The 12966-nt window shown below is 61.5% G+C and carries 15 protein-coding genes; 13 read left to right on the plus strand and 2 right to left on the minus strand.

All coding sequences use genetic code 11. The annotated features are described in order from the left end of the window. Positions 1 to 3 precede the first annotated feature (3 nt). From KHO33_RS25610 to KHO33_RS25645, 8 genes are all read left to right on the plus strand, one after another. Complete coding sequence (locus KHO33_RS25610; protein WP_054034641.1) at positions 4 to 1371, plus strand: CpaF family protein; 1368 nt, start codon at positions 4 to 6, stop codon at positions 1369 to 1371. Next, positions 1364 to 2371 (plus strand): type II secretion system F family protein, encoded by a 1008-nt coding sequence (locus KHO33_RS25615; protein ID WP_200565701.1) that lies wholly within the window; start codon positions 1364 to 1366, stop codon positions 2369 to 2371. Before KHO33_RS25610 ends, KHO33_RS25615 begins: the two co-directional genes overlap by 8 nt. Positions 2372 to 2373: 2 nt before the next feature. Further along, positions 2374 to 3369 (plus strand): type II secretion system F family protein, encoded by a 996-nt coding sequence (locus tag KHO33_RS25620; RefSeq protein WP_200565700.1) that lies wholly within the window; start codon positions 2374 to 2376, stop codon positions 3367 to 3369. A gap of 10 nt (positions 3370 to 3379) precedes the next feature. Further along, positions 3380 to 4216: a tetratricopeptide repeat protein gene (locus tag KHO33_RS25625; RefSeq protein WP_200565689.1), complete on the plus strand. Its 837-nt coding sequence runs from the start codon at positions 3380 to 3382 to the stop codon at positions 4214 to 4216. Positions 4217 to 4241: 25 nt separating this feature from the next. Continuing rightward, positions 4242 to 4589 (plus strand): DUF3613 domain-containing protein, encoded by a 348-nt coding sequence (locus KHO33_RS25630; RefSeq protein ID WP_054034639.1) that lies wholly within the window; start codon positions 4242 to 4244, stop codon positions 4587 to 4589. Between the two features lie 73 nt (positions 4590 to 4662). After that, a complete protein-coding gene (locus KHO33_RS25635; protein WP_236062563.1) occupies positions 4663 to 6366 on the plus strand; it encodes a TadG family pilus assembly protein in 1704 nt (567 codons plus the stop codon). A gap of 10 nt (positions 6367 to 6376) precedes the next feature. Further along, positions 6377 to 7768, plus strand: a complete 1392-nt coding sequence (locus KHO33_RS25640; RefSeq protein ID WP_054034638.1) for a sigma 54-interacting transcriptional regulator — start codon at positions 6377 to 6379, stop codon at positions 7766 to 7768. Positions 7769 to 7815: 47 nt separating this feature from the next. Next, positions 7816 to 8520 (plus strand): DUF2968 domain-containing protein, encoded by a 705-nt coding sequence (locus KHO33_RS25645; RefSeq protein ID WP_054034637.1) that lies wholly within the window; start codon positions 7816 to 7818, stop codon positions 8518 to 8520. A 511-nt stretch (positions 8521 to 9031) separates the two neighbouring features. On the opposite strand, the gene KHO33_RS25650 is transcribed toward KHO33_RS25645, so the two are convergent. Continuing rightward, positions 9032 to 9223 carry a hypothetical protein gene (locus KHO33_RS25650; RefSeq protein WP_054034699.1) on the minus strand — a complete coding sequence of 64 codons (192 nt, stop codon included), beginning with the start codon at positions 9221 to 9223 and terminating at the stop codon, positions 9032 to 9034. A 317-nt stretch (positions 9224 to 9540) separates the two neighbouring features. Here KHO33_RS25650 and KHO33_RS25655 point away from each other — a divergent pair, with 317 nt between their 5' ends. After that, positions 9541 to 9768, plus strand: coding sequence for a hypothetical protein (locus tag KHO33_RS25655; RefSeq protein ID WP_054034636.1), 228 nt, complete (start codon positions 9541 to 9543; stop codon positions 9766 to 9768). 20 nt (positions 9769 to 9788) lie between these two features. Here KHO33_RS25655 and hfq read toward each other — a convergent pair whose 3' ends face one another. Further along, positions 9789 to 10298 carry an RNA chaperone Hfq gene (hfq, locus tag KHO33_RS25660; protein ID WP_054034635.1) on the minus strand — a complete coding sequence of 170 codons (510 nt, stop codon included), beginning with the start codon at positions 10296 to 10298 and terminating at the stop codon, positions 9789 to 9791. 351 nt (positions 10299 to 10649) lie between these two features. Here hfq and KHO33_RS25665 point away from each other — a divergent pair, with 351 nt between their 5' ends. The 4 genes from KHO33_RS25665 (at position 10650) to KHO33_RS25680 (ending at position 12939) form a co-directional block, all read left to right on the plus strand. After that, complete coding sequence (locus KHO33_RS25665) at positions 10650 to 10787, plus strand: hypothetical protein (RefSeq protein ID WP_172737623.1); 138 nt, start codon at positions 10650 to 10652, stop codon at positions 10785 to 10787. Between the two features lie 15 nt (positions 10788 to 10802). Further along, complete coding sequence (locus KHO33_RS25670) at positions 10803 to 11345, plus strand: RNA polymerase sigma factor (protein ID WP_054034633.1); 543 nt, start codon at positions 10803 to 10805, stop codon at positions 11343 to 11345. Then, the gene (locus KHO33_RS25675; RefSeq protein WP_054034632.1) at positions 11345 to 12187 is read left to right on the plus strand and encodes an anti-sigma factor; all 843 of its coding nucleotides are present in this window, start codon (positions 11345 to 11347) and stop codon (positions 12185 to 12187) included. The genes KHO33_RS25670 and KHO33_RS25675 overlap by 1 nt, the downstream gene beginning before the upstream one ends. 248 nt (positions 12188 to 12435) lie before the next feature. Continuing rightward, positions 12436 to 12939, plus strand: a complete 504-nt coding sequence (locus tag KHO33_RS25680) for a hypothetical protein (RefSeq protein ID WP_128576100.1) — start codon at positions 12436 to 12438, stop codon at positions 12937 to 12939. Positions 12940 to 12966: the final 27 nt, after the last annotated feature.

The raw sequence follows: 12966 nt of genomic DNA on the forward strand, positions 1-12966 counted from the left end.
ACGATGGTAAAAGAGATCGAATTCGCCGACGACGTGCCATCGTTCGCGCAAAGCCAGCAGTTCCAGGACATCAAGAATGCGGCGCATGAACATCTGCTCACTCGCATCGAGGAACTGGGTTCCGAGTTCGGCCGGTGGTCGCGTAATGCGATCAACCAGTTCGTCGATCTGGAAATGGACAGCTTCGTGCGGCTGCGCCGAATCCCGATCAACGAAGCCGAGGTCCGCGCGATCGCGGAGGCGCTTACCAAGGAACTGGCAGGCTTTGGTCCCATTGAGGATCTGCTGAACGACGCAGCCGTTGAAGACATTCTGATTAATGGCTACAACGACGTGTACGTGTCGCGCCACGGCATTCTGACCAGAATTCAGGTGCGCTTTGCCGACAACGCGCATTTGTTGCGCATCGTGCGGCGCATTCTCGCACCGATCGGCCGTCGTCTTGACGAATCGAATCCTATGGTTGATGCGCGCTTGCCGAATGGCGGCCGTGTCAACGTGGTAATCGAACCGCTGTCGATCGACGGGCCGATCGTATCGATCCGCAAGTTCCGTAAAGATCCGCTGCGCCCCGACGATCTGCTCGGCAACGGCACTTACAGCCCGGAAATTGGCGCGCTGCTCGAAGCGGCGGTCGCCGCGCGCTGCAACGTGCTGGTGTCCGGTGGGACGAGTTCGGGAAAAACGTCGTTGCTCAACGCCCTGGCGTTTCACATCCCTGAAGCGGAACGCGTAGTGACGATCGAGGACACGGCCGAACTTTCGCTCAACCATCCGCATGTGGTGCGACTCGAAAGTCGTCCGGGCGGATTCGACGGCGCGGGTGTCGTGACCATTCGCGACCTCCTGCGCAATACCTTGCGGATGCGTCCAGACCGGATCATCGTCGGCGAAGTGCGAGGCGGGGAAGTGCTGGAAATGCTGCAGGCGATGAACACCGGTCATGACGGTTCGATGGGCACGGTGCACGCCAGTTCGCCGCGTGAATGTCTCTACCGGCTTGAAATGCTGGCGGGGTTCGCGGGCTTTCAGGGCACCGAGTCCAGCTTACGTCGCCAGATTGCCAATGCTATCGATTTCATTGTGCAGATCGGCCGCTTGTCAAATGGGCGCCGGCGGATTTTGTCCATCACCGAGGTAACAGGGCTTTCCGACAACATCATCGCGACTCAGGAACTCTATCGCTATGAGCCTGTGATGGCGCAGGATGGAGAAGAGCTGGACCAGTGGGTGTCGCTCGGCATCCATCCGCATTCGCCCAAGCTGGCACGTTTCCGGCAAGCGCTCGGCGGTTCGACGAACGCTGGCGGTTTCGGTGGAGGGGGCTTCGACACCGGTGGCGGTGGTTTCGGCGGGGGCTTCAATGTCTAGCGCAGTCATGGTCTTTGCTGCGCTCGCGCTACTGTGCGCTGCAGGTGCGCTGCTGATATTGCAGCGCGGCGCACAACGCAAAGACCAGGCAAGTACTGAGCGTTTCATCGACAGTCGGATGGTTGCTGCCCAGCCGGCCGTGTCCGTGCCGGCATCCCGTACCGCGACCGCGCGCCGGATGGCGCCTGCGCTTTCGTTCTCACCACAGGCCCCGGCGCCCGGAGCGGACTGGAGTGAATATTCGCGGTACATCGCCGCGCGAATCGGCTATTCGTTCGCAACCCTGATGAATCGCGCGGGCTTGAGAAAATCCCGCATGCTGGCACTGATGATTGCAGGCGCCGGGCTGGCGTTGTGCCTCGTGGCGGCAAATGAGGGGGGCGCGCTGGCAGCCGGTGTGACGCTGCTTGCATGCCTTGTGTTTCTCTACTTCGTGCTGTCGATGCGCGCAAACAAGCGCCGTCAGGCAATCGTTCGGCAATTACCGTCCTTTCTTGATGGCATTGTTCGTCTGATTACGCTTGGTAACAGCGTGCCGGCGGCTTTCCAGGCGGCATTGCAGACCACGGATGCCCCGCTGCGCGAATGCCTGGATCATGTCTCCCGGATGCTGCGCTCCGGTGTGGAGATCGATCGTGCGCTCTCTCACGTTGCGGTGTTGTATGGTGCTCGCGAGCTGGAACTGGTGGGGGCTGTGTTACGCCTGTCTGTCAAGTACGGCGGCCGGGCTGACGTGATGCTCGATAGGATGTCGTCGTTCATGCGTGATCTGGAACAGGCCGAACGTGAGCTCGTGGCGATGTCATCGGAAACGCGCTTGTCGTCCTGGGTACTCGGTATGTTGCCGGTCGGGATTGGTGGGTTTCTGATCCTGACGAACCCAAACTATTTCGGATCGATGTGGTTCGATCCGAGCGGGCGGCAAATACTGTATCTCGCGTTCGGTCTGCAACTGCTTGGCGCATATTTGTTGTACCGGTTGGCTCGGCTGAAATCATGACAATGCAACCGAACTACCTTATCGCGCTTGCACTCGGTCTCGTGGCGCTGGCTTCGCTGCTGATCGCGGGACTTCTGATCGTGCGGATCGCGGCCGCGCGACGGAGCGATCGCGTGCTCATGCAAGCACTCGACGAGCGCGCGCTGCAAAACGCTGTCACAGCGGCGGCGCGCGGCACCGACAGTGCTCAGGGCAAGCAGGGTGCGAGCGCGCCTGCGAGTGGTATGGGGGGAGTGTTTGAGCGCTTTGTGCATACCGGTGTCCGCTGGCTCGATACGCCAATTGGCCGACATATCGTAGCGGAGGAGGACCGCCGCCTGCTGGAGCAATGCGGCTTTGTCGATGCGCGTACTCGCGGGCTTTTCCTGATTTCCCGGATCGCGGGCGCAATCTTGCTGCCGCTGCTCGTCGGTACGATTGCTAGCGGTCGTATCGACGGGCCGCGCTACGTGATGCTGGTGGTTGTCGCGATGGCGTGCGGTGTCATGATTCCAAAGATCGTGCTGAGCCGACGCGCTGCGGCACGGCGCCGCGGCGTCGTTGATGAACTGCCTATGTTGGTCGATCTCTTGCGTTTACTCCAAGGGGTCGGCTTGTCGCTGGATCAGAGTCTCCAGGTGATGGTCAACGATTTTCGCAGCATATTGCCTGTACTTTCCAGCGAGTTGGAGATTGCACAGCGGCAATTTGCTGCGGGTCGAACCCGGGAGCAGTCGTTGCACCGGCTTGCTTCAAGTTACGAAAATGAGGATATGCAAGCTGTAGTGCGTTTGTTGATTCAGGTCGATCGGCACGGTGGGGCGGTGCAAGAACCGCTCAAGCAGTTTGGCGACCGCCTACGCGAAACCCGCCGCGCGATGTTACGCGAACGTATTGGACGAATGACGGTGAAGATGACCGGCGTGATGATCTTGACCTTGCTTCCGGCGTTGATGATCGTCACAGCGGGTCCCGGCGTACTGTCAGTGTCACATTCGCTGAAAGCGATGAATCGGTAGGAACATGGCAATGACGTTAAATGTTAGGTCGAATGGCTTTATACGGGCGGCGCAGTGCGTCGCTTCGGGCATTGCGCTCGTGTTGCTTGGCGCCTGCGCGAAAGATCTCGGCTATGGCGTCGGCCCGCAGGCGGAGCGCCAGGCTTTGATCCAGCAGGCCAACCGTGATCCCGCGCCGGACACGCCGGGTATGTATCTCGGGCTGATCGACCGCATGCAGTCGCAAGGGCTGTATTTCGCCTCGCTCGCGCATATCGATGCCTATGAAAAGCAGTATGGGGTGACGCCAGACACGATTCTGTTGCGCGCTGACGCCCTACGTATGACTGATCAACCCGCGGCGAGTGCGGTCGCGTACGGACGATTGCTGCAAACTCCGCTTGCGTCGCGTGGACATCGTGGCCTGGGGTTGATTGCAGGCGCATCAGGTGATTTCAATCGTGCTGCAGACGAGTTGCAGCAGGCGGCACAACTGGCGCCGACAGACGCCTCAGTGCTATCGGATCTCGGCTACGCGCGCATGCGTGCCGGTGACATCAGTGGTGCCCGGGTGCCGCTGATGAAAGCCGCGGAGCTTGACCAGAACAATCCGAAGATCGCCAGCAATATTGCGCTGTATCTGCTCGTCGACGGGGAGACGGAGCGCTCGCAAGCATTGATGAATCAGCAGAAGTTTTCGCTTGACGTGCGTGCGGCAATCCGGAATGAAGCGGCGAAAGTCGTCGCCGCCGCGCGCACACAGGCACAGGGAGCGGGGCGGTCGCAAGGAGCCCAGCCAGGGACTGTCGCCAGTACGCAGGGAACAATGGAACCCGCGCCGCGTTTGCTGCAGCGGTTCGCACAATAACAGGCCGACGGGCAGGAGAGACCATATGAAATACCACGGAAAACTCAAGGGCGTGCTGAGGCTCGCTTGCGGCGCGTTGATCGCGGTGCTGGCAGTCGGCATGCAGGAGATTGCGCATGCTCAGACGGTATCCGCGCCGCCGGTCGCGCGCAGTGAAGTCGGTCATGCGACGACGGCATGGCTCGATCTGCAACGCGGTAATAGTCAGGCCGCTCCGGAGCAACCAATGCTTGGCGAAGAGGCCGGTCTGGCCTATCGGCGCTACATGGAGTCGTTCAAATCGAAAATCCCCGACCTGTACGGCTCGGCGATCAATCAAGGCAGCGGAGGCGGGCAGGGCGGTGGCATGAGCGGGCAACTGCCGCAGAATTGATATGTTGTCACGGATCGCATCTCCCCCCTACGTCCGGCGCTTGCGCATATTGCGCGTGCGTCGCAGGGCCGCTATGTCGTCACGCGCGCAGCGCGGTGCGGTTTCAATTCTGGCAGCGGTATGGGTGAGCGTCGCGGTTATAACGATGGCTGCAATCGATATCGGCCATTTCTACTATGTGCGTCGCGACTTGCAGCGCACCGCAGATCTGGCTGCCGCGGCAGGCGTGCAGTTGATCGGTAGCTCGGGCGGCTGTGCAGCGGCGATCAACTCAGCTCAATTGAACGCAACGGCGAATGGGTTGTCGAGCACCGGCGCTATTCAATCAACCTGCGGCCGATGGGATCCGTCGGTGAACGCAGCGCCATCGTATTTTGTCGCAACCAATGCGCAGCTAAATGCTTTGCAGGTGGTAGTCAGCCAGCCTGTGTCGTTTTTGTTTCTCGTAGGGCAGACCCGCACGCTGACGGCAACAGCGACAGCGCAGGCTACAAATATCCGGTCCTTTTCGCTTAGCACCTCGGTGGCCAGCCTGTCGGGCGGCATGATAAACGGTCTGCTAAATGCGTTGCTCAACACCAACCTCAATCTGGATGTCGGGTCGTACCAAGGCTTGGCGACAGCCCAGATCAAGCTGCTCGATCTGGCGACTGCGCTTGGCGTGAGTTCAATGAATGACCTGCTCAATGCACAAGTCACCGTTGCGCAACTTGCGAGGGCAATGGCAACCGTGCTGGGTCAGGGCAATATCGTCAGCGCCAGCGTCACGACCGCGTTGAACACTATTGCGAGCGCGTCGACGGGCACGACAGCTATCAACATAGGCAATACTTCTTCGCGGAACGGGCTGCTGGCCGTTGGTCTCGGTGACCCACAGGCGGCAGCCACAGCCACGGTTAACGCACTCGATGTGCTGATGGCGGCTGCCGAGATAGCAAACGGGTCGTCAGCCATCAATCTTGGTGCGGCGCTCAATCTCAGTCCGATTGCGAGCGTCACCGCACAGGCCCAGGTCATCCAGCCGCCCGTTATCGCAGTTGGCGAGGCTGGTACCTATCCGGACGGCAGTTACCGGACTAGCGCGCATTCCGCCGTGGTGCGCTTGTACCTGAACGTGAATCTCGTCAGTTTGACCATTCCGTTAGTCGCAACCATCAACGCGTTGAATTTGCCGGTCTATATCGAAGTGGGGCAGGGGAACGCCTATTTGCAGACGACGCAGTGTTCGACCCAGCGTGCGACTAGCTACAGCTGGATTTCCGCGACGCCGGGAATCGCGGACATATGCATCGGGGGCGATGCGGCCACCAATATGACCAACACGACTGTTCCGACCAGCTGCAATCAGCCGGCCCAGATCACCTCGGTGTCGGTGCTCGGGCTTGGGCTGGTGAATGTTTCGGTTCAAAGCCCATCGGGAGGCGGCGTTAATCTCCCCGTTCAGGCCCCCGCTACGGTTCTCAAATTTAACGGCGTGCAAGGGGATAGCGATGATTACCAGAGCACCAACACCAACGGCGTGGGCTCAGCGGTCGGCGGTCTGCTCACGCAACTCGCTAGCGGGCTGTCAGGAACAATCCATGTATGGCTGTTGGGCGGAGACGTCACCGGTTTAGCCGGCCCCCTGGTCAGTGGCCTCGTGACATTGCTGACGCCCGTCCTGCAGTCGCTGGACGCGCTGCTTGTTCCTCTTTTACAACTCCTCGGTGTCCAGATCGGCGTAGCTACGGTCCACGATCTCGGGCTTGCCTGCGGTCAGGCACAACTGGTCAATTGATTTCGCGCTTATGAGAACCAACCCCAAAATCGAGGAACTCGATATCTACGTCTGGGAAGGCAAGGCCGACATCGTCGACCGGGTCGCGCGCTGCATGGCGAGCTTCGACGTCGAAGTGATCCGCGCGGACGATATCGCGATCTCGCCTGAGCGGACGGCGCTGCGGCCGTCGCTCGCGATCATCAGCGTGTCGGTGATCGACAGCGGCGCGCTGCTCATGCGCGACTGGCAGGCCGCGCACGGCATTCCCGTCGTGTGGGTCGGCGCCGCGCCGCGCGACCATGATCCGGCGACTTACCCGTCCGACTATTCGCACATCCTGCCGCTCGACTTCACCTGCGCCGAATTGCGCGGCATGGTCATGAAGCTGGTGCTGCAATTGCGCGCGCACAGCGCCAAGACGCACGAGTCGGATGCGATGATCGCCAACTCGGAGTGCATGCAGGCGCTGCTGCACGAAGTCGACACGTTTGCAGACTGCGACACGAGCGTGCTGGTGCACGGCGAAACCGGCGTCGGCAAGGAGCGCATCGCGCAACTGCTGCACGAAAAACATACCCGCTACGGCCAGGGGCCGTTCGTCGCGGTGAACTGCGGCGCGATTCCGGATGGTCTGTTCGAATCGCTGTTCTTCGGCCACTCGAAAGGCTCGTTCACGGGCGCGGTGGTCGCGCACAAGGGCTACTTCGAGCAGTCCGACGGCGGCACGCTGTTCCTCGACGAAATTGGCGATTTGCCGCTCTACCAGCAGGTCAAACTACTGCGTGTGCTCGAAGACAGCGCGGTCACGCGAATCGGTTCGGCCACGCCTGTGAAACTCGACTTCCGGCTGGTGGCGGCGACCAACAAGCATCTGCCGCAACTGGTCAAGGACGGCACCTTCCGCGCCGATCTTTACTATCGGCTTGCAGTGATCGAGTTGAAGATTCCGTCCCTCGAAGAGCGGGGCGCGGTCGACAAGATTGCGATCTTCAAGGCGTTCATTGCACAGATCGTCGGCAGCGAGCGTCTTGCCGCGTTGCCGGACCTGCCGTACTGGCTCGCCGACGCGGTGGCCGACACCTACTTCCCCGGCAATGTGCGCGAACTGCGCAACCTGGCCGAGCGGATCGGCGTGACGGTGCGTCAGATCGGCGCGTGGGACGCGGCGCGCCTGCAGCGGCTGCTCGCGCTGGCGCGCACCAGCCAGCCGGTGCCGGCCGAGAGCGCCGCCGAGGTGCTGGTGGATCGCAGCAAATGGGACATGGCCGAGCGCAACCGCGTGCTGGCTGCGCTCGACGCAAACGGTTGGCGCCGGCAGGACACGGCCCTATATCTGGGGATCAGCCGCAAGGTTTTGTGGGAGAAGATGCGCAAGTACCAAATTTTTGATGAAGAGCCCGAAACACGCGAAAGTGAGTAATAATGAGACGGTTGTACTAAAACAAAAACTGTTCAAGCAGGATTTACATGGACCGAAAGTCGAAACTACGGCAGATTGCCCTGGCTGCAATCATCGCGATGGGGGCCGTGCAGGGCGTGAATGCGCAGGCTCTGCCGGATAGCGGATCGAGCGCTGGCGTCGTTTCCCAGCCGGGCACGACAACGGCGTTGCCGTCCACGCAGGCGCAGACGAGCGCCTTGACGCCGGACGAAGCCAAGCAGTCTGCAGCGGGCAATGTGGCGGAATTGCAGCAGATGATCCGCGGCTCGGATCTGAGCGAATTGCGGACGACATACAACGGCAGCTATGGAGCGAGCTTGCTGTTTTATGGCAAAGAGATGACGTACTACGTGGCGTTGTTCCAGCAGAAGAACTTCTGGCGCGTCATCAAGACGCAGGACGCCACGCGTGCGGACATGATCTACAAGGATTTTGTGCGTCAGACGCTGCAACTGTCGGATGTCGAGATTCGCCGCACGCAGCTGGAAGCGCAGAAGGCTTTCACCGAGCGGATGATCGCGTTGTCGCAGGACCGAGCCAACCGCTTGCAGGCCGACCTCGACGTTGCGCATCAGCAGCAGACGATTGTCGCGAACCAGCAGCAGCAAACCCGCGCCGAAGCAACGGCGCTGGCGCAGCAGAAGGCTAGCGCACAAGACCAGCTGCGCGCCGCTCAACGCCAGGTCCGCGAACTGCAGCGTCAATTGGAAAGTGGCCTGCCGTCGCATTGAACTCGATGCCCGGAATACCGGAAGATGCGTGGGCGAGGCGGCTTTGAAAGCGCCGCCCACCCATCGAGAGAACAAACGGCGCACAAGCCGAATGTAGAAACCAGGCGTACTAGTCATCTAGTCACGCAAGTCGCCCATCCCCGCAGCAAAAAGCCTCGTTCCCGAAACACCCCTACCGCACGAACAGACATTCCCACGCCCCTGGTTTCCCTGGCAAACCCGTCCGCGACGCACACAGTGCGGAGTGGGAGCTAATGACACCTTTGTCACAAGCGCTGGAACGTGCACGAGCACGGATTCCACGGAGCCACTACCGCTTGCAGTCCACGGCGCCCACTTAGCATGAGCGGTTTTAGCCGCTTTCTTTGCTTATCTTTCTTTGCGGCGGCAAAGAAAGTAAGTGCCGCCCCGCACAGGGGCAACGCTAATAGACCACTAGCAATTCAAGGAACGGCCAAAGCCCCAGGCGCCCCACCAAACCGCGCGCCCCGCAAGCCAAAAACCTCCGCACTCAATGCCGTTTCTTCCCCGCCGAAGGCACCTCATCCACAGCCGAGTGCCGTGGCTCACTCATATCAACTGCAACCGGATCACTAGCAGGAAAACTTTCTTCGAGAGCCTCATCGAGCCGACTATCGGCGGACTCAGCGGGCGGCTGCACCGCTTCCTTCGGATGAGTTGCATGCTGCTTCGACTTGGTCATGACGTGCTCCACGAGAAGAGACTCAACAACCCAGCATAGCGCAAAGCAACCCCTGGCGAGCATCAGCCGAACAACCCAATCCCCACCGTAAGCATTTCCTTCAAACCCCAAAAAAAACAGAAACCAGAAACCACCAGGCAAAAAAACAAAACTTAAAACCAACCCGCATCAAGTCGTTCTCCGAGTGTCGCCTGACAACAAATAGCATCCGCCGGCCAAACAGCCCGGCAAAAAAACCACGGCATACCGTGAACGGGCAACGTCCACGCTCGGGAGGGGAGCAACCAGAAGCAGCGAACAACAAGGCAGCGAACGACATGGACCGAAAAAAACCGGCGCGCGCGCAGCGCTTCAACGCATCACACGTAGTGGAAGCCGAACTGGAACATCTGGATTGGGCGACACGGCAACCGGCGCTGCGCATGCTGGACGCCGTGTACTGGCGGCGCCGCGTGCTGGCGGTCAAATGCGGATTCGAGCTGACGGAATTGCAGGTGATGCGGCTGGAGAAGATTTTGCAGCGGCTCGGCTTTCCGTCGGAGTAGCCGGCCGCTAAAACGGCCCTTTATTCGTTGCCGCCGCTGGTGCCGCCGCCGGCGCCACCATTGCCACCATGATTGCCGCCGCCATGATTGCCACCGTCGCCGCCGCCCGTGCCGAACAGACGCCGGCGGCGTGTCACGACCACCGGACCGTCGGACGTGCTGCTGCTGCGATCGGGTGCCGGACGATCCGAAGACGGCGCGCCATATGATTCACGCGGTTCCCGCGGCTCACGGTGATCGCGCGGTTCACGCGAGCCGTGCGGGCCACGCGTGGTGTGCTCGCCGTGCGAAGGCCGCCCCCCGGCGCGCGGCGCCGGACGCGTGCCGGTGTCGAGCTGGATCGTCGAGATCGCGCGCTTGTAGATGCCTTGCAGGCCGACAGGCGTGCGCAGCATCACCAGATACTGATCGAACGACTCGATGCACCCTGTCAGGCGAATGCCGTTGACAAGATAGATCTCGACGCGCTTTCGTTCTTTGCGCGCAGCGTTCATGAAGTCGTTTTGCGGATGCGATTCTGCGGAAGCCATGGACAATTCAGGTTAGGAAGACGGTTGTTCGCCGCGATTCTACCCTGTGTGGGGGCAGAACGCGTCGACGGGCGAACTGCGTCCACTATAACGGCTTGCGCGGACATAAGCATCTGATAACTATTAGCTGTAACGTTGAGTTACGAATCTGCCGACGAATAGCGCCTTCACCGGCCGCGTTCGAGCACGTCCGGTCGGGGTGGCGGAAAAAGATGGTGCGTGCCGTGCCGGATGTGGAATAAATCACCGTCCGCTCACGTTAAGTCAGGCATGGCAGCGTTGCATTTCGCACGTGGCCGATCGGATCCCCGGTTCGCAGGCGCCGGCCGGGCGCTCATCAGGAGACTGACCATGAAAGTATCCCGCATTCTTTCCGCCACCTTCGTGCTGCTGGCGCTCGCGCTCGGCTCGCTCGCAACGAGCGGCTGCACCACCGACAGCGGCGCTTCGGGCACCAGCGGTAACAGTAGCAGTGGCGGCGGCTACTGAACGTTGCCACGCCGGGTGAGTTTCGAAGCGGAAGTGATTTCGTGGCTCCCGCAGTTGCGCCGCTACGCGCGCGCACTGACGGGAGACCGCGCCTGGGCCGACGACCTCGTGCAGGATACGGCGGAGCGCGCGCTCGCGCGCTGGTCGGCGTTCCGTCCGAACAGCAACCTGCGTGCGTGGCTTCTGACGATCCTGCGGCATCTTTACATCGATCAGTTGCGCGGCCGCCGCGAGATTGCCGTCGACGACGAAAGCGCGCCGTGGCGCAATCTCGAAGCACCGCATGGCGAGGTCGACGGTCTGGTGTTGCGCGATTTGCAGCGGGCGCTTTATTGCCTGCCGGTCGAGCAGCGGGAAGTGCTGCTGCTCGTTTGCGTGGAGGAACTGTCTTATCAGGAAACGTCGAAAGCGCTCGGCGTGCCGATCGGCACGGTGATGTCGCGGCTGTCGCGCGCGCGGGAACACATGCGCGTGCTGATGACGGAGGGGCCGCTTGAAGGGGGCGCTGTGGGGTTGGCGCGAAAAGTCCCGCCGCTGAAAGTAGTGAGAAATCCGTGATGAATAACGACCACGATTCCAGCTTGCCTGAGGGGCCCGATCTGCGAGCGCTGTCGGCGTTTGTCGACGGCGAATTGCCGCCTGAGGAGCGCGCCGCGATCGAGGCGCAACTGGCGCAGCAACCGCAGGCTGCCGCGAGAGTGGCGGCGTGGCGCGCGCAGAAAGCAGCGTTGCAGGCGCTGTGTGGTGCGCCGCAGCGCAGCGAGCACAGCGAGAGCGTCGGACAGAGCGACGCGGACGACGAGCCGGCCTTCATCGTGGTGCGGCGGCCGACGCCATGGTGGCAACGCGTCGGCCTCGCGGCGTGCTGGCTTGCGGCCGGCGCGGGCCTCGCGCTCGCCTTGGGGCCGCTCGCCCCGCGTCTGACGGGCGGCGCGTGGAATGGTCTGGGCGGCCAGCCGCCGAGCTTTGCCGAGCGCGCCGATATCGCCTACGCGGTCTACACGCCGGAGCGGCGTCATCCCGTCGAAGTTGCCGCGAACGAGGAAGAGCATCTGATCAACTGGCTGTCCAAACGCCTGAACCGGCCGTTGTCGGTGCCGTCATTGCAGGAGTACGGTTATTCGCTGGTGGGCGGGCGTCTGTTGCCCGGCGAAGCAGGACCGGCCGCGCAGTTCATGTACGAAAATACCAGCGGCGCGCGCCTCACGCTGTACATCACCGGAATTGCTCGCGACGAAACCGCATTCCGCCTGTTCCGCGACGGTAACCGCCGGACTTTCTACTGGGTCAGCGACCGCATGGGTTACGCGTTATCAGGGCCGATTTCCGAAGACAAGCTGCGCTCGATTGCTATCGAAGTGTGCAGTGCGCTAGGCGGCAAGCCGGAGGCCTGGCAGTAGCGCTAAACGCACGGCAAGCACCCCATCGGATTCCGCTGCAATACGTGGTAACGGAAACGCTGCGCGTTCGCGCGCGCCGTCGGAATAGCGTCGCGCGGCGCTACGTTTACTCGATGCAGGATCATGCTGTCCCGCCTTGCAAGCGCGCTGGTACGGCACGGTCTCGTGCGAGGCAAACCGACGGGGTCTTTACGGTGTCGATACGCTTTTTGCGAGTCGCAACGCCGGCGCGTCGAGGCAGCGAAATCATGCTTACTTCTCATCAGTTCGGCACGGGGCTGCGTTTCGGCGTAGCGTGTCTGTGCCTGTGCGCCGTTTACGCGACGCCGGTCGAAGCGCAAGCGCAAGCGGATGCGAATGCGAATGCGAATGCGAATGCGCCGTCGACCGACACGTCGACCTGCCGTTTTGTGGTGGGTCAGGCGGAAATCGACGGCGTCATGCAGCAGGTCAGCGGCCGCGCGTGCCTGCAGCCCGACGGCAGCTGGCAGATCGTCGAAGACGACGCCGCAGCGCTGGCCTTAGCGCCGGCGCCGGTGTATTACTACGATCCGTGGTACTGGGGACCGCCGGTGTTATTCGGCGGCGTGTCGGTCATTTTCGTCGACCGCTTTCATCATTTTCATCACATGGATCATGTGCATTATGTGCGTGGATCATTTGGAATGGGTGGACACGGCGGCTGGCATGGCGGCGGGTCGGCGCACATGTGGGGCGGCATGTCGCACGGCGGTGGCGGGATGCACCGCTAGCTTGCCGCCGCACCTGCACACACGTAT

This window comes from Paraburkholderia nemoris (genome assembly GCF_905221015.1).
In the GTDB taxonomy this organism is placed as follows: domain Bacteria; phylum Pseudomonadota; class Gammaproteobacteria; order Burkholderiales; family Burkholderiaceae; genus Paraburkholderia; species Paraburkholderia nemoris.